Here is a 22,926-nt window from a genome sequence, read left to right on the forward strand (position 1 = left end):
TGGAGATTCGTTTGGTTCCACTGTGGGAGCGAGCCTGCTCGCAAAGGCTTTGGCACATTCGTCATTGATGTAACTGGACGACCGCTTTCGCGAGCAGGCTCGCTCCCACAAGGTTTTGTGATTTACCGGTAAACCGGTGTTTACGGCATCAACACCGCACGCCGTGCATCACCGAGGATGTCGACGCCGTTGAGCACGAACTTCTGCGTGCGCACGTCGATGTCGATCACCGGCACGCCGTTTTCAAGGCGGTTGTAGGTGCGGCAGGACAGTTCCAGATTGGTCTTGGGCTTCTCGCCCATTTTCACTGCGGTTTCCTCAAGGGATTTCAACTGGCCGCCGACGGTGTGGTAGGTGAACCAGGTATTGCCGTCCTGATCCTGACCAGCTTCACGCACGTTCAGCAGGATGTCGTCGCCGAGCTTCACGCCCAGCGCCAGCAGCACCTCGGCGCCGAGGCCTTGAAGGGTCAGCTTGGCGCCGAGCGCTTTGCCGCCCTTGGCCATTTCTTCGACGATGAAGCGTCCGCCGCGCATCTCTTCCATGTCGAATTCGATTTTCGGCGGGGTGAATTCCTCAACGGTCGCCGACAACGGCAGGCCTTGCAGGGTGGCCGCGATGGCCTGTCTTACGCGGTTGGTAAACATTAGAGAACGTCCTCCAGGAACTGCTCGATGATTTCATCGCGGGCGTTGAGTTGATAAACCATGTGTTCGTTCGGCGCGTAGCGGCCGTAGTCGATGACCACGTACCAGGTGCCGTTCTTGTACTTCTCGACGCTGTTGAGTTCCGGGTGCAGATACACGCTGCCGCCGGGAATGGTTTCATCGGCAACCAGGGTCTGCAGCCAGTCGTTGATGCGCTTGACCTCCTGATCCATGAAGGATTTGGTGAGGTTCTTGGCCATGGCTTTCTGGCCGGCCTTGACCAGCTTGCGGCTGATCGCATCTTCGAGGCCGACGTAGCTGATGAACTTGCCGGTGATCGAGCGGTTACCCAGCAGCGAGAAGCCGCCAAGCACGGTGCGGGCGTAGTAGCTGACGCCGTAACGGTTGAGCAGATCGCCTTCGGTGGACGTATCGAGGATGTTGTACTCGACGACCCGCGAAACGTCTTCGGCGAAGGTCACCTGGTTGCCCGGGCTCTCCCATTGCTTGACCTTGGCCAGCGCGGCAATCGCCAGACTGGACGGCGACAGGAAGACGTTTTTCTTCGCCGCTTTCGAATACACGGCGGGCATGTTGTGCACCACCAGGCAACGGTCGAAACCGAGTTCGGCGCCGCCGAGTTCCTGGCTGTACAGCACCTGATCGGCCACCGACACATCCTTGCCGTCCAGCACCACACGGGCCTTGATGCGCTTGCCGAACGCGGCGAACTCACCGGCCACCGCTTTGCTGCCGGTAAAGCCCGGCGCGCCGATGATGGTCAGGTCTTCCGGGACACTGCCCAGCGCCGCCAGACCCAGCTTGCGACCAGTCGCCGGCTCGACACCGCCGATCACATTGTTGACCGTGTCGGCCGGAGTTGCGCCTGCCTCGACGATGACCACGTATACCGGCACCTTGACCACTTTGAGGATCTGGTAAACCGCGTGATACAGCGTGCCCTCTTCCGACCCAGTCGGATCGAGCAGCGCATGGGTGGTGAAGCTGTTGATGCGAAACGGCGCGTTTCGCGGAATCAGCGGATCGGCTTTCGGCGCGGTGCCGACCAGACCGATGACGTTGTCACCCAGGCCACCCATGGCCTCGGGGGATTCAGTGGCATTGACGGTAATGCCGTTGTGCTCGAAGTTCAGAACCTCAGCCATGTTCAGTCAGCCTTCTTGGCAGCGGCCTTTTTGGCCTGGGTGATAGGGGTTTTCGGCTCAAGTCGACCGGCAAAGTGCAAGGCACTGGCCTCAACGTCGAGCAGATCAAGGTCTTGACCGACGCTCGACCAATGCCCACCGCCGGTGGGGAATGGGACGAGCACGGTGTAGGTTTGGCGGGTTGCCATTTTTCGTTTCTCCATAAACGGGAAAGCCCCTCGGGAGGGAGGGGCTTTGGCGGGTGTTGAATGTTTTAAGCGGACAAGAAAACGCCCCGGTATTCGGGGCGTTTACTTAGGCTGCACAGCGATCCAAGAGGGCACGACCGGACGTGCGTCTGCCGATGGAAAATCTGCCGACTGAGGCCAGTCGCGCAAGTCGCGAATGTAGATCAACAGTTCGCTGAATAGCTCAGTCGTGAGCGATGGTGTCAGGTTCAGATCCAGTTGGTCCCGATGGCGCTCACGCAACCAAAGAACACTATCGATCTGTTGGTCTCGCCAACTGCGTTCCTGCTTTGCTCTTTCTTCCGAAGTCAATTCCGGCGGATCAATCAAGATCGGCAGTCCGCTCTCATCCACACTACGAATTTTTCCGAGCATGGGGCTGGCGAAGACTTCCTGATAGAGCGCGTCACTGATTTGAATCACGTCATCCGGCATCACCGAATGCACACGGTCCAGATAAGTGCAGTCTGTTGACTTGCTGTAATACCGCATTTTTTAGTTACCTATGGCCAGATAGCGGAAGTTCGTTGTCGCTGCATTGCCCCAAGCGGTGAAGCCTGTCGTCACTGGACTTACTCCCAACGAGTGGGCACCACCACCGCCATCTGTAGCTATCATTTGAAAGACGTTGTTGCGGAAGGCAATCGGGAAACTGAAATTTGCGGATGTCCCCGGCATATTCGCCAAGCCCCATTGCAGCATCAGGCCGCCAAGCCACGATGGGAAAATGATGTATCCATTGGCGGCAAGATTGATCTCGAATCCGAGGCGCAGTTTTTTCGGTGAAACAATGACGGTGTCATCGGTTCCTGCATTGGTTTGACTCTGGGTCGCGACTTTCGCTGTGCCTTGATTCACTTCAGACGCTTGTTGGGAAAGTCCCGTCAATGCAGCGATGTCGATGCTTCCCTGGTTAACCGGTGCGTTCCAGGCTTTGATGCACCACATGACGGCTAGGTTGCGGGGGCGGGTTTCCGCCCCACCTGCGTTTACTGTCGTAACAACAGTCACCGTCTGCATGGTAGTTCCGGCATCTACAGCGGAAAGAAAAGCACCTGTCGATATTGCTGCAACAGCACCATTGACTTTGCCACCCTGCCACTCGCCAGCCGGATCCAATGTAGCGCCGGTTTCGTCAAAATAACGGTGATTGTGCGCCTTGAAGGATTCTGCCTGGTTACTTCCCATAGCTCGACCGGCATCCACTCCTCGGCCATGATCCCAGCCACGCAGGAACTCGCCACGTGACTCTGGCAAGCGGAAGTTCCCCGCACCCTCGTTACCCTTGTTGTAAGTGGTACCGAGAAAAGCCGCCAGATCCGGATAAGCCGCAATGCTCTGCACACTGCCGTCGAGCTCCAGATATCCAGGAGCAACGATCCCCACAGGGAATGCCAGAACAGCACCCACCGGAACGGCAGATTTCAGCCGTTCGACCTCCTTCGCCAGCGCGGCGACATCAATGGTTCCCTGATTGACCGGGGCATTCCAGGCTTTGATGCACCACATGACGGCGATGTTGCGAGGACGGGTTTCTGTTGAGGTGCGCGCAACTCTCGAAGCATCGAAGAGCATATTGATGACGCCGGTAGCGGCTCCACCTCCGGGGATTTGCGTCCCACCGGTCGCCGTCGAGCCAAAAACGCCGCCGACCGTGCCCACAGCTGCAAGTTGAACACCATTGTTCGCGGCATATTGTCCCGTGATGTTTTGGAGCGAATCGAGCTGCGCACTGCCGATTTCCCGGCCGACGTCCACCCCACGCCCATGATCCCAACCGCGCAAAAACTCCCCGCGCGCTTCCGGCAGCCGGAAATTACCAACCCCCTCATCGCCCTTGTTGAACTTGCCACCCAAATACGCGCCCAAGTCCGGATAAGTCGCACTGCTCTTGACGCTGTTATCCAGCTCCAGAAAACCCGGCGGTGGCGCATCAACCGGAAACGCCACAATCGATCCAACTGGCAACGCGGAAGCCTTGGCGATCAACGCCTCAACTTCAGCCTTGGTGTACGAATCCTTGATGCCAAACCCAGCCAGCGTTTCCGGATTAGCCCCAGCCGTCGCGCGACCATATTCATCAACAGTCAGGCTCTTGTAAGTTCCCGCAGCAATCCCGGTGCGCCCTGCGAGCATCTTGAATGTCAGCGCGGTCGTGCCAAGCGTGATCGGTGCATTGGTGGTCAGGTGCCACAGCGAATCTCCATTCGCTACGCCCTCCTCCACCATGACCGTCAGGCCCGGCGTAACCTTGGCGCTGCTGTTGGCATCGGTGGCCCGCACCCAGTCACCATTGGCAACGATCCACAAGCCGTTGTCCTTGGCCAGCGTCTGGCTCGGCAACAGCACGCGATCGCCGGCAACCACGGCAACACCATCAATCTGCTGTGCGCTGTTCATCACGACATTGCCAGTCGCCGCAACGCGCACCGACTGCTTGCCATCAAGTTTGCCGAGTTCTTCAGCCAGATAACTCATGACCCAGGCACGGGTCGCCTTGACCACCGTGTCATCAATCAACAAGGTCACCAGCGAGGCATTGCTGGTCTCGAAAATCGAGCGAATGTAAAACTCTTTACCCGAGCCCGACGTCGCCAGCACCGGTTTGAACGACTCCGGATATTTGACGATGGCATAGAGAACACCAGTGTCAGTCCATAGCCCCGCTTCCCGTACATACCAGCCGCCAACATCCGGAGGAATGGTCACTTCGGCGAGCAGCCAGCTCGGGTTTTTCTCATCCTGGAACAGTGCGTTGAGCGGTCCGCGCCAGACTTCGCGTTTCAGAGCGGTCGCGGTGGCAGCCGGGTTGTAGACCGCGCCGCCGCCGTCGCCGACGGAAATCTGCGTCAACTTGATCGGCACACCCGCAGCCTTGCACGCCGTTTCGTGGGCAATCCCTGCGTTGGTGAGCAGGGTGTAATAGTCAGCCATTCAGGCCCCCTGAGGATAAATAGTGGATGTTTCGACGGTGTACATGCCGGCAGCCATGAACGCCTCGCCAGAGGTTTCAAGGCCTTCGATGAACACCGGATAAACCGTGGTCAGTTCGCCGCAGAACGTCGTGGCGCCGATGACGTGTGTGCCGAACGCGCTCAAGCCGACCGAGACCGTCAGCACATCGCGCTCGCTCTTGGCATCAGCCAGGCGGCGGTCGAGACGGGCGTCGATTTCTTCGCTGTAGGGTTGGTCGCTGAAGGCACGCACGGAAAAGCTGTACGGCGCGCCGGGCGGTGTCTGTTCGTACCAGGCGCGGATCTCGGGTCTTAATTGCAAACCCTTGGCGGCGTTTTCCAGCGCCTTGCGTGTGCCGGCCTGGCGCGCGGTGGGCCAGGCGAGTTCGACGGTTACGCGCTTCTCCGCCACCGGCGCATCGGTGCTCCATTCGGCGACACCGCGATCGGCAGCCAGATACGGCAGGAAGGCCACCGGCGTTTCGCTGGGGTTCATCAGTTCCGGGAACGGCGGTGCGATGCGATCGAGCAAGGCGCCGAAACCAAGATCCAGTCCGCGTTCGAGGGCCGAGCTGTTGGCCGGCAGTAAGGTCGGGCGCTGAGTTTTTTCACTCATAGCGTCAGCACCTCGACTTCAACCGCGGTGCAATACGGCGCCTGAAACGCGGTCGTCACAATCGGCGCCAGCGGTTCGAGAATCTGCAGTTGCACGGCGCCGGCGCTGTGCAACGTGTAGTCGATCCAGCTCGGATCGACCCGGCCTTCGAGGCGATGGCAACTGTCGGCATACGCTTGCAATTGTGCTTGCGCCGCGACCTTGGTCAGGCCCGAGTCGGGGCCGGAATTGATCTTGGCGACGACGCGGATTTTGTAGCGCTGGATCTCGGCAGCCTTGACGGTGACGAGGTCGGTTTCCGGGCGCACGTCTGGACGAGCAAAGTGCTGACGGACGCCCTCGAGCAATGCTTCGGAAGGCGTGCCATCGCCGTCTCGAGAAAGCACGGTGACTTGCACTTCGCCCGGCGCAGTGCGACGCCCGTTGCCATCCTTGACCTGCGCGGCGAGGCCGTCGGGATCGAAGGTGTAGGTGACGTTTACCACGCCGGAATCAGTGGACTCAACCTGCACCGTGGGCCGCTCGCCGAGGGTGAACACCTCGCGGCGATACTGCATCCGCGAACCCGCCGCCGGTGCATGAGGTGCCAGGTAATAACGCAACCGAGCGTCGTCATCACTTTCATAAATCGCCGGCACTGGCGGGAATGCCGCCGGGTCGCCGGGATCGAGCAGTTGCCGCTCAAGCCCCATGTCGGCCAGCCGCGCATCGAGATTGCTGCCGGTCGCCCACCACGCCAGCATCTGTTTGATGCGTGCGTTGTATTTGCGCTCATGGGTTTGCAGACGCACGCAGAACGCTTCTAGCGCGAGGGTCAGCAATTCGCTTTCGTTTTCCAGGCTCACCTTGAGTTTCACGGCGCTGGTCGGCGAACGAGCCCCCACGTATTCGACGACGAAGGCTTTGAACTCGTTGAGTAAATCTTCGAACGCTTCAACCGTGATCAGCGCGGGTTCGGCCAGTTGATTCTGGCCGGGGATCAGCATGCTCATGTCACCACCTCGAAGGTTTGTTGGCGGTTTTTCCAGGTGCCGGCAAAACGCAGCAGCAGGCCGTCGCCGTGGCGACTGGCAACAATCACTTGCGGCTGAAAATCATCGATACCGTTTTGCGGGTTATAGAACGCTTGCGCGGCGTGGCTCTGTGCCAGAAGCAGAATGTCGTCACCGAGGTTCTGCCCGAGGAGAGTGGGAATCAGCGAACCGTACAAAGGTCGTTTCTGCCGAGTGCCCAGCGGTGTGGTCAGGGCCCGGGTCGCGCGCTGCACGAATTGCAGCCAGTCGTCGACCGTGGCCCCGCTGTCTCTATCGATTCCGATCATGGGAGGCTCTTGAATCAGGGGCTGATGACGCGGCCCTGGTGATCGACCAAGGGGCCGCTGAAGTGCACGCCCGAGGCGTCGATGCTCAGGCCGACGGCGCCCAGTTGCAGGGTGATCAGTTGTGGCGTCATGGCCAGACGTGCAGGGCCGATGCTCAGTTCGAGCGACTCGCGAGACCCGTTGAATTGCGCGGGTCCGTTCAGCCAGTGCAAGGCGTGGCTACCGTCGTCGTAACCGCTTTCGCTGCCGTCCTGATGTACCCGACGGGTCAGCGTCGGCACAGTCGAGGCCGGGGGGAAACGGTCACTGTTCAAGCCGAACAACGCGACACTCTGCGCACCGCTTTCACCGCTGCCATAGTTGAACAGCAGGCACTGCTCGCCCACCGTCGGGATGCGCGATTCGCTTTGCGCACCGGCGCTGGGGTTGAAGAACTTGATCGCTGGGGTGAGCAATCCACCATGGCTGACTTGGCAGGTATTGCTCGCCGCATCAACTGACTGGCAGATACCAATGCGACAGAAACTCTCGGCGCGGCGGTGCAAGTCTTCGATTTCCGCTTCCATTTCCGCCAGACGCTCAATGATCGGGCCGAGTTGCATGCGCAGTAATGCATCGAACATCGGTCAGCCCTCCAGCGCGGTGTACTGGTCTGGATCGTCGATGTTGCTGACTTCCCAGGTGCGAACGAATTTCGGCATGCCCAGTGGATCGTCGAGCAGGGTCGAGCCGAGGTAGAGCGTCTGCTCGAAGGTCAGGGTCCAGGCTTTGTATTGCTGATCGCCACGGATGAGCAATGACGGCAAGCCATCGATATTCATCGGCAGATCGCATTGATCGCCGGGCAATCCCCAGCGGTTGTCGATGATCAGGTTTTTCAGCACGGCGATCAGATCGCACGCTGCAAATGCACTGGCGGCAAGGGCCGGGATGACTTGCAGAGAGAGCGTCATGACATGAGCAATTCGCCCGTCAGCGGCGCGCACCCCGGGTCCATTGCGGTCGAAGTCGATCAGCACCCAGGCCTGATCGCCCGGTGCAGTGAAATTATCATGGTTGCCGACGGTGAGGTTGAGGCCGGCGGTGTTGCGCAGTGACGTCGCGATGGCTGTAAACAGTTGCGACGGCTGCTGGATCGGTGTGGGCATACATGACCTCCTTTTCAATCGTCCACGCGCAGCCCTGCCGCCAACATGGCGGCAGGGAAAAATATTCAGGGTTAAGGGTGGTCGCGCGGCGGCACTTCGCAGACGCCGATACGCTTGGCCGCCCAGCGTTCGTAAAGGCCGATGGCGACGTCGGCGCCGGCCATGGCGGTCAGGCAGCCAAACGCGCCAGCGGCCCAGATCGACATGCCGGCGGCATACAGCAGCATGATCGCTGACACGCCGCAGATCATGCAGGCGCCGGAACGCAGAGCCAGACGCCGCACAAGTGACCAGCCGCGGGCGCCCTCCTTGTCGGCGCGCCACATTTCGCCGGACACCCCGCCGACGACAGCGAGGAGGATGACCAGCCAGATCGGCATGTCCGCCAACGCTTGTTGCTCGTTTGTCATGTCACGCCTCCGTGGGTGATTGATGAGTGATGGGTTGGGTTCAAACGATTTCTCTTGAGGCAGGCATTCCAAAAAGCCCGGCGCTTGCACACCGGGCTTTTCAGTAATGCGCTCCTTCGCCTTCCTTCAAATCCTGTGTTCGAGAAGGAAGCTGACTTTTCGGCGCTACTGGCGCGGTACGAGTCCATTCAGATTGTTTTTCCGACCGCGGTCCCTGCCCGCCGGATAACTGCTTCTGGTGCTTTACGCTGCACACCCGGGTCAGTTGCCAACCCTCTGAACCGTTGAGGCCGGTTCATCGCTGCCTGTTCTTGTGGAACTAAAGAGCTTGTCTTGCCAGCCGCTTTGTCGAGCGGCTTGGTGGCAAGAATATGCATGGATGCATATACAGTCAATGCGTAAATGCATTTATTTATGCATTAAATTTGCGCATATGCATGAAACCCAAGCGGGCCAAGGGGTAGGGAGATTTCTGCAGGCGAAAAAAAACCTGCCGGGGGGCAGGTTTCAGTTGAATCGAAAGGGGCTAGCGGGCGTACATGCCCCACCAGAAGACGTGACCAAGGATAACGATCTGCTCTTCCTGGATTTCCTGGAAGCTGTAGTCCTCATCCGGATGCTCATCGCGATTGAAGCTGCGCAGACGGATGCCGGTGGGCAGGCGATAGAGTTGCTTCACACGCAGCTGACCGTTGTGATTGATCGCATACAGATCGCCATCAATGATGTCGCCGATGCCGCACTTGCCGGCGTTGACGCCGACGGTGGCGCCATCGCGCAGAACCGGCAACATGCTGTTGCCGCGTACTGTCACACACTTGGCCTGGTCGAACTGCACACCGTTGTGGCGCAGGCTGCGTTTGCCGAAGCGCAGGCTGGAGCGCTCGCTCTCTTCGATGACGAATCTTCCTGATCCAGCAGCCAATTCAACCTCACGTAGAAAGGGCACCGACACCTCGTCGTCATCGACGGGGGTGTCGTCGTCCCACAGGCTTATGTCCTTGAGTTCCGCATGCACGTCAGCGCGCGTGCCGGCCGCCGTTGGTGCGACATCCGCGCGCCCGCGCAACTGATCGGTGCTGACGTTGAAATATTCAGCGATCTTCGAGATGTGTTTATCCGAAGGATCGACAATCTTCCCGCTGAGAATCCGCGAGAGCGTTGATTGAGGCACGCCGGTGCGACGGTGGAGCTCCGTGGGGGAGATCCCGTGCTGGTCGAGCAGTGCTCTTAAGACGGAGGAAACGTTGCGTTTTTGCATAACGCGCATAGTGCTTGAAGTTTTTCGTGAAGACAAATGCTGATTTGCATAAATCGTGCATAGATCAACTTTTCCCTGCCAATAAATGCTCACCCGACCGCAGCGCCTGCGTCGGGCAGACTGGCCATGGTAACCTTGCGCCCATCGCGGAAAAGCCCGGCCACTGCCCGCGCTTTGCCCTACATCTTTTAACGAGTTGCCCGACAATCCGATGAATAAAGCCGTCTCCGACCTGTCCTCCCACACTCCGATGATGCAGCAATACTGGCGCCTGAAGAATCAGCACCCGGACCAGCTGATGTTCTATCGCATGGGCGATTTCTACGAAATCTTCTACGAAGATGCGAAGAAAGCCGCCAAATTGCTGGACATCACCCTGACCGCGCGCGGGCAGTCGGCGGGTCAGGCGATTCCGATGTGTGGGATTCCTTACCACGCGGCGGAAGGGTACCTGGCGAAACTGGTCAAGCTCGGCGAATCGGTAGTGATTTGCGAGCAGGTCGGCGACCCGGCCACCAGCAAAGGCCCGGTGGAGCGCCAGGTCGTACGGATCATCACGCCGGGGACAGTCAGTGACGAGGCGCTGCTGGATGAACGCCGCGATAACCTGATCGCAGCGGTATTGGGCGACGAGCGTCTATTCGGTCTGGCGGTGCTGGACATCACCAGCGGCAACTTCACCGTGCTCGAGATCAAAGGCTGGGAAAACCTGCTGGCGGAACTGGAGCGGGTCAACCCGGTGGAATTGCTGATTCCGGATGACTGGCCAAAAGACCTGCCGGCGGAAAAACGCCGTGGCGTACGCCGTCGCGCGCCGTGGGATTTCGAGCGCGATTCGGCGCTGAAAAGTCTCTGCCAGCAGTTTTCCACCCAAGACCTGAAAGGCTTCGGCTGCGAGAACCTGACCCTGGCCATTGGCGCTGCCGGTTGCCTGTTGGCCTACGCCAAGGAAACCCAGCGCACTGCCCTGCCCCATTTGCGTAGCCTGCGTCACGAACGTCTCGATGACACCGTGGTGCTCGACGGCGCCAGCCGGCGCAATCTGGAACTCGACACCAATCTGGCCGGTGGCCGCGACAACACGCTGCAATCGGTGGTCGATCGCTGCCAGACCGCCATGGGCAGCCGTTTACTGACCCGCTGGCTGAACCGGCCGTTGCGCGACCTCACCGTGCTGCTGGCACGCCAGACTTCGATCCGCTGCCTGCTCGACGGCTATCGCTTCGAAAAGCTGCAACCGCAGCTCAAGGAAATCGGCGACATCGAGCGGATTCTGGCGCGTATCGGTCTGCGCAATGCACGACCACGTGACCTTGCGCGTCTGCGTGATGCTCTCGGCGCACTGCCCGAACTGCAAGTGGCGATGACCGATCTGGAAGCGCCGCACCTGCAGCATCTGGCGGCCACCACCAGCACCTATCCGGAACTGGCGGCGCTGCTGGCAAAAGCCATTATCGACAACCCGCCTGCGGTGATCCGCGACGGCGGTGTGCTGAAAACCGGTTACGACAGTGAGCTCGATGAACTGCAATCACTGAGCGAAAACGCCGGCCAGTTCCTCATCGATCTCGAAGCCCGGGAGAAAGCCCGTACTGGTCTGGCCAACCTCAAAGTCGGCTACAACCGTATCCACGGCTACTTCATCGAATTGCCGAGCAAGCAGGCTGAATCGGCGCCGGCCGACTATATCCGCCGGCAGACGCTCAAAGGCGCCGAGCGCTTCATCACGCCCGAGCTGAAAGAATTCGAAGACAAGGCACTGTCCGCCAAGAGTCGCGCGCTGGCCCGGGAAAAAATGCTTTACGAAGCGCTGCTCGAAGACTTGATCAGCCAGTTACCACCATTGCAGGACACCGCCGGCGCCTTGGCCGAGCTGGATGTACTGAGCAACCTTGCCGAGCGTGCGCTGAATCTCGACCTCAATTGCCCGCGTTTCGTCAGCGAGCCGTGCATGCGCATCACCCAGGGTCGTCACCCTGTGGTCGAGCAAGTGCTGACCACGCCGTTCGTGGCCAACGATCTGAGCCTGGACGACAATACGCGCATGCTGGTCATCACCGGCCCGAACATGGGCGGTAAATCCACTTACATGCGGCAAACCGCGTTGATCGTGTTGCTAGCGCATATTGGCAGTTTCGTGCCGGCCGCCAGTTGCGAGCTGTCGCTGGTCGACCGCATCTTCACCCGTATCGGCTCAAGCGATGATCTGGCCGGCGGTCGCTCGACCTTCATGGTCGAGATGAGCGAAACCGCCAATATCCTGCATAACGCGACCGAGCGCAGTCTGGTGCTGATGGACGAAGTCGGGCGCGGTACCAGCACCTTTGACGGTCTGTCGCTGGCGTGGGCGGCGGCCGAGCGCTTGGCCCATTTGCGCGCCTACACCCTGTTTGCTACTCACTATTTTGAGCTGACCGTGCTGCCGGAAGCCGAACCTCTTGTCGCTAACGTGCATCTCAATGCCACCGAGCACAACGAACGGATCGTGTTCCTGCACCATGTTCTGCCTGGGCCTGCCAGCCAGAGCTATGGCTTGGCAGTCGCGCAACTGGCGGGTGTGCCGAGCGAAGTGATCTTGCGCGCGCGCGAGCATCTGAGTCGCCTGGAAGATACTGCCCTGCCCCACGAGGCGCCGAAACCGGCAGCCAAGGGCAAGCCGTCGACACCGCAGCAAAGCGACATGTTCGCCTCGCTGCCGCATCCGGTGCTGGACGAATTGGCGAAAGTGGATCTGGACGACATGACGCCACGTCGAGCGCTGGAAATGCTCTATGCACTGAAGAACCGGATATAAGCACTGAAGAAGCGGATATAACGCAATTCGCTTCAAGCTGTTAGAATCTCGCGCGGTTCGGGATGCTGCTGGCTCATAGCCTGGTCAGCAGGTATCGCTCCCGAACCTGGCGACCCCAACCGTGAAGGGGCAACGCTGCCGCCGCCTGAGGAGAAAATTAGAAATGACCTTCGTCGTCACCGACAACTGCATCAAGTGCAAGTACACCGACTGCGTAGAAGTCTGTCCGGTGGACTGCTTTTACGAAGGCCCGAACTTCCTGGTGATTCACCCGGACGAGTGCATCGACTGCGCGCTGTGTGAACCAGAATGCCCGGCTGTGGCGATCTTCTCGGAAGACGAGATCCCAAGCGGCATGGAAAACTTCATCGAGCTCAATGCCGAGCTGGCGGATATCTGGCCGAACATCACCGAAAAGAAAGAATCGCTGCCTGATGCTGAAGAGTGGGATGGTGTCAAAGGCAAGATCAAAGACCTCGAACGCTGATCTACCCCGCGCTCGACTGAAAGGCCCCTTGCGGGCCTTTTTGCTTTTGCAGGTTTTACTTTTCTGCAGACGAAAAAAGGGGCGGTATGACCCGCCCACATTTTTTCCCTATTCCCTGTATTCCTTTTCATCGTCCTGATGAATCGCCTCCTGCGATGTCCGTTCCCCTCTTCCGTGAAGGGCGTGTCTGTCCGTCGACACAGTTGAGATATTAGAGAGTTTCTGGAGAGGAGCAATTGGCCTTCGGCGCGCGCTCGCGCTGTCACAAGGACATAACATTTACGAAATAATTAACAAAATCAAAAGGTTGCTCACTGAGAGTGAGCGCGATCGCCTTCCACCGAAGTGTAAAAATAACGAACACTTACGACACAGTAAGCAAAGGCTTACAGCGCGAGACTACAAATTCAGAAATTGACGACCGCTTGTCTGGTGGCTGCCGAAAGCCCGATTTGCTGCACGCGAAAAACAAAAAAGCCCCGACTGATCGAATCAGCCGGGGCTTTTGCGGGCGGAGGAGAAGGCGCTTATTGAAACAGCGACTCGCTCGACAGGCCGTTCTTTTCAAGGATCTCGCGAAGGCGCTTGAGCCCTTCCACCTGAATCTGCCGTACCCGCTCGCGGGTCAGGCCGATCTCCAGGCCGACATCTTCCAGCGTGCTGCTTTCGTGACCACGCAGGCCGAAGCGGCGAATCACCACCTCGCGCTGCTTGTCGGTCAGCTCCGACAGCCATTGATCGATGCTCTGCGACAGATCATCGTCCTGCAACAGTTCGCACGGATCGGTCGGACGATCGTCAGTGAGTGTGTCCAGCAGGGTTTTATCCGAATCCGGACCCAGCGAGACGTCGACCGAAGAAACCCTTTCGTTGAGACCCAGCATGCGCTTGACCTCCCCCACCGGTTTCTCCAGCAGGTTGGCGATTTCTTCGGGTGAAGGTTCGTGGTCGAGTTTTTGCGTCAGCTCACGTGCGGCGCGCAGGTAGACGTTGAGCTCCTTGACCACATGTATCGGCAGCCGGATGGTCCGGGTCTGATTCATGATCGCGCGCTCGATGGTCTGACGGATCCACCAGGTTGCGTAGGTCGAGAAGCGGAAGCCGCGCTCCGGATCGAACTTTTCCACCGCGCGGATCAGGCCGAGGTTGCCCTCTTCGATCAGATCCAGCAGCGACAGCCCCCGATTGACGTAACGCCGGGCGATCTTGACGACCAGCCGCAGGTTACTTTCGATCATGCGCTTGCGCCCGGCAGGATCGCCACTTTGCGACAAGCGCGCAAAATGAACTTCTTCTTCCGGGGAGAGCAGAGGGGAAAAGCCGATTTCGTTGAGATACAGCTGCGTGGCATCAAGTGCCCGAGTGTAGTCGATGTATTTATGTTGTTTGAGTGTGGCGGAGTGTCTGGATTTGGAACGAACGGAAGGTGGAGCAGCCCCTTCATCATTCAACATCGAATCCGAATCGATGCCGGTCTCCATAAGGAGAACCTCATCGTCGATGTCAAACTCCGGCACTTCTTTACTGAGAGCCATTGTTATAGTCCTTTGGTGAGTTCGACCCCAAGCTCAAGCGACGCCTTTATCCTTGGCAACGCTGGAGCCTGTCCCCTCTACGCGACGGAACAGGCTGGCCTTCAAATCAACGTCTTGGCAGGAACTGCAGCGGATCCACAGGTTTACCTTGGCGGCGAATCTCAAAATGCAGTTTCACCCGGTCTGTACCCGTTGACCCCATTTCGGCAATTGTCTGTCCGACCTTGACCTGCTGCCCCTCCCGAACCAACAGCCTGCGGTTATGTCCGTAAGCACTGACGTAGGTTTCGCTGTGTTTGATGATGACCAATTCGCCGTAGCCCCTTAAGCCACTCCCGGCGTATACGACCGTCCCATCAGACGCAGCTAAAACAGGCTGTCCCAAATCTCCGGCGATATCAATTCCTTTATTCAAACTACCGTTTGAAGAGAATTTTCCAATCAGAACGCCATTAGATGGCCATCCCCAGCCGGTCGGGGCCGGGCCTGCCGGAGGCAGTGGAGCGGGTGCAGGTTTGCTCGCGACGGACGGTACAACCCCTTTGGAACCGGTGGTTGTAGTGGTTGTGGTGCCATTCGCCTGGCGCCGGATTACTGTGGTTTTACTCGACGAAGAAGGTGAGGAACTGGAGTTGCTCACCACCGCTGTCGGCGTTGAACCGCTGCGCCCGTCGAAGCGAATTGTCTGACCCGGATGGATCGTATACGGCGTAGGAATATTGTTCCGGGCGGCGAGGGTTTTGTAGTCCCAGCCGTAACGAAAGGCGATCGAAAACAAAGTATCGCCGGGACGGACTACATATTGCCCGGTAGTAACGGTCGGACGTTGCGCGACCGAATTATTGCGATCGACAACCCGTACGTTGCTCGATTTGGTGCTGGAGCAACCGACCAGCAAGGTGCTCAAGACAAGGCCAGTCACCAGGCGCTGAAAGCTCGTGTTACCCATACGCTGCGCAATGACTGTGAGACTCACCCGCCGCTCCCTTTGTGGTGGCTGAAAAATTCTGAATGCCGCATTGCGGCATGAGGTGTCGCAAGTATAACGGGCCGAACCGGCTTTACCTTTAATGAAGCGAAATCACCGGACGCACACGTTTGCCAGGGGCAAGTACGCTGCGTTTAAACTCTGGCTGCCGGTGTAAGACCGGCGCCGTTGAAAGGAATTCAGCGCCTGCTCGCAAATGCTCAGGCCAGTGGCCCGTTGAGCAACGGCACGAAACGCACAGCGCCCAGAACGTGTCGGGAAAAGCCATGTTCTTCGCGCACGATCAGCATCAGTTGTTGCACTTCACCCGAGCCAACCGGAATTACCATGCGCCCACCGGGGGCCAGTTGATCGAGCAAAGCTTGCGGTACATCGGTGGCAACGGCGGTGACGATGATGCCGTTGTATGGGGCGAGCGCCGGCCAGCCCTCCCAGCCATCGCCCCAGCGAAACACCACGTTGCGCAGGTTCAACTCGACCAGACGCTCCTTGGCGCGGTCCTGCAGCACCTTGATGCGTTCGACCGAAAACACCCGTTCGACCAGTTGCGACAACACCGCCGTCTGGTAGCCGGAACCGGTGCCGATCTCCAACACCTTATCCAGCGGGCCAGCCTCCAGCAGCAGCTCGCTCATGCGCGCCACCATATAAGGCTGGGAAATGGTCTGGTTGTTGCCGATCGGCAGCGCGGTGTCTTCATAAGCGCGATGTGCCAGCGCCTCGTCGACAAACAGGTGACGCGGTGTGCGGCGGATCACTTCCAGCACCTTGGCGTTCGACACGCCTTCTTCATATAGACGCTGGATCAGGCGCTCGCGCGTACGTTGGGAGGTCATGCCTATGCCGCTGCGCAGACGGTCGTCATGTTCACGCATCAGCTCAGCCCTCCCAGCCAGCCATCCAGACTTCTGAAGGCATCATTGAAGGTGCGATCGAGCTGCAACGGTGTGATGGACACATAACCCTGCATCACGGCATGAAAATCGGTGCCCGGGCCGCCGTCTTCAGCGTCGCCGGCAGCGGCAATCCAGTAACCGGCCTTGCCGCGCGGATCGACCACTTTCATCGGCGCCGCCGCGCGGGCGCGATGACCGAGGCGGGTCAACTGAATGCCACGGATGTGATCGATAGGCAGATTGGGAATGTTCACGTTGAGTACCGTGCGCGGTGGCAGATCCAGCCCGGCGTGGGCCTCGACCAGTTTGCGCGCAAAGTAGGCCGCTGTCGGCAGGTTGTCCACCTGACGCGAGACCAGGGAGAAGGCAAACGATGGGCGCTCGAGAAATCGTCCTTCCAGCGCTGCCGCCACGGTTCCCGAATACAGCACGTCGTCACCAAGATTGGCGCCCAGATTAATGCCGGATACCACCATGTCCGCTTCGCGCTCAAGCAAGCCGTTAAGGCCCAGGTGAATGCAATCGGTCGGTGTGCCGTTGAGGCTGATAAAGCCGTTGGCCAAGTATTGCGGGTGCAGCGGACGGTCGAGCGTCAGCGAACTGCTGGCGCCGCTTTTGTCCTGCTCCGGGGCGATAACCACGCATTCGGTGTAATCCGCCAGCGCAGCATAAAGCGCGGCGAGACCGGGCGCGGTTACCCCATCGTCGTTAGAAATCAGAATACGCATGGGCTGTCCGTCTGCCCCACCGGCACCAGATCAACGAGCTCGCGCACCAATACGGTGGCAAAGCATCCGGCCGGGAGGACGAATTCCAGTTGCAGAATGTCAGGTTGGGGATAATGCCACGTCAACCCGCCAATGGGCAGCCGCAGGATGCGACGTTCATGGCTCATGCCGGCGTGGATCAACCAGTCGCGCAGATCCGCTTCGCGGGCGGCGATCGCCTGCTCCAGTTCATGGACTGCGCCAGCGGTGGGCGAGTCACCTTCGCCCCACTGCGGACCGGTCGGGTGCAGGTCGAGAATCGCCAGACGCGGGTCGCTGCATTCGGCTTCACCGGCCGGGAAAAAACTGCGGCTGTCGGTGAAGGCCAGCAGATCGCCAACCAGCGCGGTGTTCCAGGTGCTATCGGCGACGCGCGCCGCGAGCACCTGGTTGAACAGAAAGCTACGCGCCGTCGACAGCAACCGCGAACGCACATTGCGCTGTTCCGGCAAAGCCTTGCGCGCCGCCCACGCCCGCGCATCGACAACGTTGCCGCCGTCATGGCCGAAGCGCTGGGCGCCGAAATAATTAGGGATGCCTTGTTTGGCGATCAGTTGCAGCCGCTGTTCAATCGCATCTTTGTCGCCATTGAATTGCGTCAGGCGCAGAGTGAAACCGTTGGCCGAATGCGCACCGCGTTGCAGCTTGCGCTTGTGGCGCGTGGTCTTGAGGATCTTCAGCGTGTCGTTTTCCGCCGCCGACAAATCCGGATCGGCCTTGCCCGGCAACTGCACGCTGAACCACTGTCGGGTCAGGGCCTGACGGTCCTTCAGCCCGGCATAGCTGACGGTACGCAACGGCACGCCGGCTGCCTTGGCGATACGCCGCGCCGCTTCTTCGGTATTGAGGCCGCGCTTTTCCACCCAGATCCACAGGTGTTCGCCGTCACCGCTGAACGGAATATCCAGCACTTCATCGACCTGGAAATCTTCGGCGATGGCTTTCAGTACCGCTGTGCCGAGGGGTTCGCCATAGGCCCGTGGGCCGAGTAATTGCAATTCATTCATGCGCGCAGCAACAAGGCAACGGAGTGCACGGCGATGCCTTCTTCGCGACCGACAAAGCCAAGCTTTTCGGTGGTGGTAGCTTTGACGTTCACTTGATCCAACTCAACTTGAAGATCCGCCGCGATCAGCGCGCGCATCGATTCGATATGCGGCGCCATTTTTGGCGCCTGGGCAACGATGGTGTTGTCGACGTTGCCGACTTTCCAGCCCTTGGCGTGGATCAGACTGACCACATGACGCAACAGCACACGGCTGTCGGCGCCCTTGAATTGCGGATCGGTGTCCGGGAAGTGTTTACCGATATCACCCAGCGCCGCCGCGCCGAGCAAGGCATCGCTCAAGGCGTGCAGCAGGACGTCACCGTCGGAATGAGCGAGCAGACCGAAGCTGTGTGCAATTTGCACGCCGCCCAGAGTAATGAAATCGCCTTCAGCGAAACGGTGCACATCGTAGCCGTGGCCAATACGCATAAAAAAACGCCCCGATTTTTGTCAGGGCGTGATTCTACCTGCATTAACCGCGCAGAGCGCGTGCGTGATGCTGCAAGTGGTCGTCAATGAAGCTTGAGATGAAGAAATAGCTGTGGTCGTAGCCCGGTTGCAGGCGCAGCTCCAGCGGATGCCCCGCTTGTTTTGCGGCGTGTTGCAGGGCCTCGGGTTTCAATTGCGTGGCGAGGAAATCGTCACGATCACCTTGATCGACCAGCAACGGCAACTTCTCCGTCGCCTCCGCGATCAGCACACAGGCGTCCCACTCCTTCCACTTCGAACGGTCTTCGCCCAAATAGTTGGAAAAGGCCTTCTGACCCCACGGGCAATCGATTGGATGGGTAATCGGCGAGAACGCCGACACTGACTGAAAACGCCCGGGATTGCGCAGCGCGCAGACCAATGCGCCGTGGCCGCCCATGGAGTGACCGCTGATACTGCGTTTGTCGGAAGCGGGGAAATGCGCTTCGACCAGAGCAGGCAATTCCTGCACGACATAGTCATGCATCTGATAGTGCCGCGCCCACGGTTCCTGCGTGGCGTTCAGATAAAACCCGGCGCCGAGACCGAAATCCCAAGCCTTGTCGGCATCGTCCGGAACATCCGGACCGCGTGGGCTGGTATCCGGGGCGACGATGATCAACCCGAGCTCGGCAGCCATGCGCATCGCACCGGCCTTCTGCATGAAGTTCTCATCGGTGCAGGTCAGGCCTGACAACCAGTACAACACCGGCAGCTTGCCGCCCTGCTCCGCTTGCGGCGGCAGGTACACGGCAAAGACCATGTCGCAATCAAGCACTTCGGAGCGATGGCGATAGCGCTTGTGCCAGCCACCGAAACTCTTCTGACAGGAAATGTTTTCCAGATTCATAGCACTTCAGCCGCAAGCTGCGAGCTTCAAGCTGCAAGAGGGCGTTGCGCCTGCTTGCAGCTTGTGGCTTGTAGCTTGCCGCTGCTCCTTAGAAATGAATGACGGTGCGGATGCTCTTGCCTTCGTGCATCAGGTCGAACGCCTTGTTGATATCTTCCAGGCCCATGGTGTGGGTGATGAAGGTATCCAGCGGGATCTCGCCGCTCTGGGCCATGTCGACGTAGCTTGGCAATTCAGTACGGCCACGCACGCCGCCGAACGCCGAACCGCGCCAGACGCGACCGGTGACCAACTGGAACGGCCGGGTAGCGATTTCCTGGCCGGCACCGGCGACACCGATGATGACCGACTCGCCCCAGCCTTTGTGGCAGCACTCAAGCGCGGCGCGCATCAGTTGCACATTGCCGATGCACTCGAAGGAGAAGTCGACGCCGCCATCGGTCATGTCGACGATTACTTCCTGGATCGGACGATCAAAGTCTTTCGGATTCACGCAATCGGTGGCACCGAGTTGTTTGGCGATTTCGAACTTGGCTGGATTGATGTCGATGGCGATGATCCGCGCAGCCTTGGCTTTCACCGCGCCGATCACGGCCGACAAGCCAATACCGCCGAGACCGAAGATGGCTACGGTGTCACCCGGTTTGACCTTGGCGGTGTTGAGCACGGCGCCGATACCGGTGGTTACGCCGCAACCGAGCAGGCAAACCTTCTCCAGCGGCGCGTCTTTGGAGATCTTCGCTACGGAAATTTCCGGCAGTACGGTGTACTCCGAAAACGTCGAAGTGCCCATGTAGTGGAAAATCGTTTCGCCCTTGTAGGAAAAGCGCGAAGTGCCATCCGGCATCAGGCCCTTGCCTTGGGTGGCGCGAATCGCCTGGCAGAGGTTGGTCTTGCCCGACTTGCAGAATTTGCACTGGCCGCATTCCGGGGTGTACAGCGGAATGACGTGATCGCCGACGGCGACAGAAGTCACGCCTTCGCCAATCGCTTCAACGATGGCGCCACCTTCGTGGCCGAGGATCGACGGGAAGATGCCTTCCGGGTCAGCACCGGACAACGTGTAGGCATCGGTGTGGCAAACCCCGGAAGCGACGACGCGCAGCAATACTTCACCGGCCTTGGGCATGGCGACATCGACTTCTACGATTTCCAGCGGCTTCTTGGCCTCGAAGGCAACGGCGGCGCGCGACTTGATCATGCTGACTCTCCAATGAATCCAGTAAATAAAAAAGCAGACAGACAGTGTAGTTCAGCGCGTCCTGAGGAATAATCCGGACCAAAGCAAAACATTATTGCCATACAGGGATAATCAAAGTGTCGGAGAACCGCTGGGAAGGCATCGACGAGTTCGTTGCCGTCGCCGAATGCAATCAATTCACCGCCGCTGCCGAGCGTCTTGGGGTTTCTTCCTCGCACATCAGTCGACAAATCGTACGACTCGAAGAGCGTTTGCAGACGCGGCTGCTCTACCGCAGCACCCGGCGAGTTACGTTGACCGAAGCCGGGCAGACTTTTCTGCAGCATTGCCAGCGCCTGCAGGACGGTCGCGAAGAAGCCTTGCGCGCGGTGGGCGATCTGACCAGCGAACCGAAAGGCATGCTGCGCATGACCTGCGCGGTGGCCTATGGCGAACGCTTTATCGTGCCGCTGGTGACTCGTTTCATGGGGCTTTACCCGCAGCTGCGTATCGATATCGAGCTGAGCAATCGCCAGCTGGATCTGGTGCATGAAGGGCTGGACCTGGCGATCCGTCTGGGTCGGTTACAGGATTCGCGCTTGGTCGCGACACGTCTGGCGCCACGGAGAATGTACCTGTGCGCATCGCCGTCCTACCTGGAACGGTACGGACGCCCACACAGTTTGTCGGAGTTGAGTCGACACAATTGCCTGATCGGCAGTTCGGATATATGGCAACTGGAACAGAACGGCCGGGAATTTTCCCAGCGGGTGCAAGGCAACTGGCGTTGCAATAGTGGGCAAGCGGTGCTGGATGCGGCGCTTCAGGGCGTCGGGTTGTGTCAGTTGCCGGACTATTACGTGCTCGAGCATCTGCACAGTGGCGCGCTGATTTCCTTGCTGGAGGCGCATCAGCCGCCGAATACGGCGGTGTGGGCGTTGTATCCGCAGCAGCGGCATCTGTCGCCGAAGGTGCGCAAGTTGGTGGATTATTTGAAGGTGGGACTGGCTGAAAGGCCGGAGTACAAACTTTGAGTTATTGGTTGCCTGTGCGACCGTTTTCGCGAGCAGGCTCGCTCCCACAATTGACCGAGTTCGACAGCTGAATGCATTCCCTCTGTGGGAGCGAGCCTGCTCGCGAAGGCAATGCCACAGCGACCCCAAATCTCAGCGGCGATTCGCCCATCGCTGGCGCAACCACTCCAGATCTTCCGGCCGGGTCACCTTGAGGTTATCCGCCCGCCCTTCGATCAGACGCGGTGCCAGACCGGCCCATTCCATCGCAGAAGCTTCATCGGTAATCACGGCATCCGCAACCAGGCTGTCGGCCAACGCCCGATGCAACGCGCCGAGGCGAAACATCTGCGGCGTATACGCCTGCCAGATCACACTGCGGTCCACCGTTTCAACCACACGACCGTTTTTATCAATGCGTTTGAGCGTGTCGCGAGCGGGCACCGCCAACAGACCACCGACCGGGTCATCCGCCAGTTCGGCAAGCAACTTGTCGAGATCATCGCGACTCAGATTCGGCCGGGCCGCATCATGCACCAGCACCCAATCGTCATCGTCGGCACCTTGCGCATGCAGATGCAGCAAGGCATTGAGCACCGAAGCAGAACGCTCCGCCCCGCCGCCGACCCGCTGAATGCGTGGATCGCTGACGCAAGCCAGATTCGGCCAATAGGGATCGTCAACAGCAAGACTGACCACCAGGCCCTTGAGGCTCGGGTGATCGAGGAAACAGCCGAGGCTGTGTTCGAGAATTGTGCGCCCGCCCAGTTGCAGATATTGCTTGGGACGGTCCGCGGCCATTCGGGCACCGACGCCCGCGGCAGGAATCACGGCCCAGAAGGCCGGCAGGGAATCGATCATTGGGCCAACTGGTAAAGGGTTTCGCCGTCCTTGACCATGCCCAGTTCGTGACGAGCCCGCTCTTCAACGGTCTCCATTCCTTTCTTCAGCTCGCTGACTTCAGCGTCCATCACCCGGTTGCGCTCCAGCAGGCCTTCGTTCTCGGCATGTTGCTCGGCGATCTGCTGTTTCAGTTCGGCGACCTGCGCCAGACTGCCATTGCCCACCCACAGGCGGTACTGCAGACCGGCCAGCAGCAAGAGCAAAACAAGAAACAACCAGTAAGGACTGCGCATCGAATATCAGGTAT

General features: G+C 59.3%; 25 protein-coding genes. 3 read left to right on the forward strand and 22 right to left on the reverse strand.

What is annotated here, in order from left to right:
- Positions 1–140: 140 nt before the first annotated feature.
- From AB4N48_RS18810 to AB4N48_RS18865, 12 genes are all read right to left on the reverse strand, one after another.
- A complete protein-coding gene (locus AB4N48_RS18810; RefSeq protein WP_039762530.1) occupies positions 141–647 on the reverse strand; it encodes a phage major tail tube protein in 507 nt (168 codons plus the stop codon).
- Positions 647–1,813, reverse strand: coding sequence for a phage tail sheath protein (locus AB4N48_RS18815; protein WP_110645911.1), 1,167 nt, complete (start codon positions 1,811–1,813; stop codon positions 647–649). The genes AB4N48_RS18810 and AB4N48_RS18815 overlap by 1 nt, the downstream gene beginning before the upstream one ends.
- Positions 1,814–1,815: 2 nt before the next feature.
- A complete protein-coding gene (locus AB4N48_RS18820) occupies positions 1,816–2,001 on the reverse strand; it encodes a hypothetical protein (RefSeq protein ID WP_041478104.1) in 186 nt (61 codons plus the stop codon).
- Positions 2,002–2,103: 102 nt separating this feature from the next.
- Entirely contained in the window at positions 2,104–2,532 is a 429-nt protein-coding gene (locus AB4N48_RS18825; RefSeq protein WP_236168054.1) for a phage tail assembly chaperone, read from the reverse strand.
- A gap of 3 nt (positions 2,533–2,535) precedes the next feature.
- Entirely contained in the window at positions 2,536–4,974 is a 2,439-nt protein-coding gene (locus tag AB4N48_RS18830; RefSeq protein ID WP_460094164.1) for a phage tail-collar fiber domain-containing protein, read from the reverse strand.
- On the reverse strand, positions 4,975–5,610 hold the full coding sequence (locus AB4N48_RS18835) for a phage tail protein I (RefSeq protein WP_460094165.1): 636 nt from the start codon (positions 5,608–5,610) through the stop codon (positions 4,975–4,977).
- Entirely contained in the window at positions 5,607–6,602 is a 996-nt protein-coding gene (locus tag AB4N48_RS18840) for a baseplate J/gp47 family protein (protein ID WP_460094166.1), read from the reverse strand. The genes AB4N48_RS18835 and AB4N48_RS18840 overlap by 4 nt, the downstream gene beginning before the upstream one ends.
- Complete coding sequence (locus tag AB4N48_RS18845; RefSeq protein WP_460094167.1) at positions 6,599–6,931, reverse strand: phage baseplate protein; 333 nt, start codon at positions 6,929–6,931, stop codon at positions 6,599–6,601. Before AB4N48_RS18845 ends, AB4N48_RS18840 begins: the two co-directional genes overlap by 4 nt.
- A 14-nt stretch (positions 6,932–6,945) precedes the next feature.
- Entirely contained in the window at positions 6,946–7,554 is a 609-nt protein-coding gene (locus AB4N48_RS18850) for a phage baseplate assembly protein V (RefSeq protein WP_460094168.1), read from the reverse strand.
- Positions 7,555–7,557: 3 nt separating this feature from the next.
- Positions 7,558–8,079 (reverse strand): hypothetical protein, encoded by a 522-nt coding sequence (locus tag AB4N48_RS18855; RefSeq protein ID WP_460094169.1) that lies wholly within the window; start codon positions 8,077–8,079, stop codon positions 7,558–7,560.
- Between the two features lie 71 nt (positions 8,080–8,150).
- Positions 8,151–8,489: a phage holin family protein gene (locus tag AB4N48_RS18860; RefSeq protein WP_056783240.1), complete on the reverse strand. Its 339-nt coding sequence runs from the start codon at positions 8,487–8,489 to the stop codon at positions 8,151–8,153.
- Between the two features lie 526 nt (positions 8,490–9,015).
- The gene (locus AB4N48_RS18865; RefSeq protein ID WP_056783238.1) at positions 9,016–9,759 is read right to left on the reverse strand and encodes a LexA family transcriptional regulator; all 744 of its coding nucleotides are present in this window, start codon (positions 9,757–9,759) and stop codon (positions 9,016–9,018) included.
- 202 nt (positions 9,760–9,961) lie between these two features.
- On the opposite strand from AB4N48_RS18865, the gene mutS reads away from it, so the two are divergent.
- Both mutS and fdxA read left to right on the forward strand, forming a co-directional pair.
- Positions 9,962–12,544: a DNA mismatch repair protein MutS gene (gene mutS / locus AB4N48_RS18870; RefSeq protein ID WP_041478113.1), complete on the forward strand. Its 2,583-nt coding sequence runs from the start codon at positions 9,962–9,964 to the stop codon at positions 12,542–12,544.
- 163 nt (positions 12,545–12,707) lie between these two features.
- The gene (fdxA, locus tag AB4N48_RS18875; RefSeq protein ID WP_150636333.1) at positions 12,708–13,031 is read left to right on the forward strand and encodes a ferredoxin FdxA; all 324 of its coding nucleotides are present in this window, start codon (positions 12,708–12,710) and stop codon (positions 13,029–13,031) included.
- A 527-nt stretch (positions 13,032–13,558) separates the two neighbouring features.
- Here fdxA and rpoS read toward each other — a convergent pair.
- The 8 genes from rpoS to AB4N48_RS18915 form a co-directional block, all read right to left on the reverse strand.
- Complete coding sequence (gene rpoS, locus AB4N48_RS18880) at positions 13,559–14,566, reverse strand: RNA polymerase sigma factor RpoS (RefSeq protein WP_016771451.1); 1,008 nt, start codon at positions 14,564–14,566, stop codon at positions 13,559–13,561.
- Positions 14,567–14,672: 106 nt separating this feature from the next.
- Positions 14,673–15,542, reverse strand: coding sequence for a peptidoglycan DD-metalloendopeptidase family protein (locus AB4N48_RS18885; protein WP_016771452.1), 870 nt, complete (start codon positions 15,540–15,542; stop codon positions 14,673–14,675).
- A gap of 212 nt (positions 15,543–15,754) precedes the next feature.
- Entirely contained in the window at positions 15,755–16,390 is a 636-nt protein-coding gene (locus AB4N48_RS18890) for a protein-L-isoaspartate(D-aspartate) O-methyltransferase (protein WP_160768345.1), read from the reverse strand.
- 38 nt (positions 16,391–16,428) lie between these two features.
- A complete protein-coding gene (gene surE / locus AB4N48_RS18895) occupies positions 16,429–17,178 on the reverse strand; it encodes a 5'/3'-nucleotidase SurE (protein ID WP_024011837.1) in 750 nt (249 codons plus the stop codon).
- Positions 17,166–18,224: a tRNA pseudouridine(13) synthase TruD gene (truD, locus tag AB4N48_RS18900; protein WP_460094170.1), complete on the reverse strand. Its 1,059-nt coding sequence runs from the start codon at positions 18,222–18,224 to the stop codon at positions 17,166–17,168. Before truD ends, surE begins: the two co-directional genes overlap by 13 nt.
- Positions 18,221–18,694 carry a 2-C-methyl-D-erythritol 2,4-cyclodiphosphate synthase gene (gene ispF / locus AB4N48_RS18905; RefSeq protein WP_016771456.1) on the reverse strand — a complete coding sequence of 158 codons (474 nt, stop codon included), beginning with the start codon at positions 18,692–18,694 and terminating at the stop codon, positions 18,221–18,223. The genes truD and ispF overlap by 4 nt, the downstream gene beginning before the upstream one ends.
- A gap of 43 nt (positions 18,695–18,737) precedes the next feature.
- On the reverse strand, positions 18,738–19,583 hold the full coding sequence (fghA, locus tag AB4N48_RS18910; RefSeq protein WP_150743274.1) for an S-formylglutathione hydrolase: 846 nt from the start codon (positions 19,581–19,583) through the stop codon (positions 18,738–18,740).
- An 88-nt stretch (positions 19,584–19,671) separates the two neighbouring features.
- Complete coding sequence (locus AB4N48_RS18915; RefSeq protein WP_007908835.1) at positions 19,672–20,784, reverse strand: S-(hydroxymethyl)glutathione dehydrogenase/class III alcohol dehydrogenase; 1,113 nt, start codon at positions 20,782–20,784, stop codon at positions 19,672–19,674.
- A gap of 116 nt (positions 20,785–20,900) precedes the next feature.
- Between AB4N48_RS18915 and AB4N48_RS18920 the strand changes: the two genes are divergently transcribed.
- Positions 20,901–21,797 (forward strand): LysR family transcriptional regulator, encoded by an 897-nt coding sequence (locus AB4N48_RS18920; protein ID WP_056783227.1) that lies wholly within the window; start codon positions 20,901–20,903, stop codon positions 21,795–21,797.
- Positions 21,798–21,929: 132 nt separating this feature from the next.
- Here the strand turns inward: AB4N48_RS18920 and ispD are convergent, their stop codons facing one another.
- Positions 21,930–22,637, reverse strand: a complete 708-nt coding sequence (gene ispD / locus AB4N48_RS18925) for a 2-C-methyl-D-erythritol 4-phosphate cytidylyltransferase (protein ID WP_150636327.1) — start codon at positions 22,635–22,637, stop codon at positions 21,930–21,932.
- Positions 22,634–22,912, reverse strand: coding sequence for a cell division protein FtsB (ftsB, locus tag AB4N48_RS18930; protein ID WP_016771460.1), 279 nt, complete (start codon positions 22,910–22,912; stop codon positions 22,634–22,636). Before ftsB ends, ispD begins: the two co-directional genes overlap by 4 nt.
- Between the last annotated feature and the right edge of the window lie 14 nt (positions 22,913–22,926).

The sequence above is a fragment of the Pseudomonas sp. S2_C11 genome (assembly GCF_054668395.1).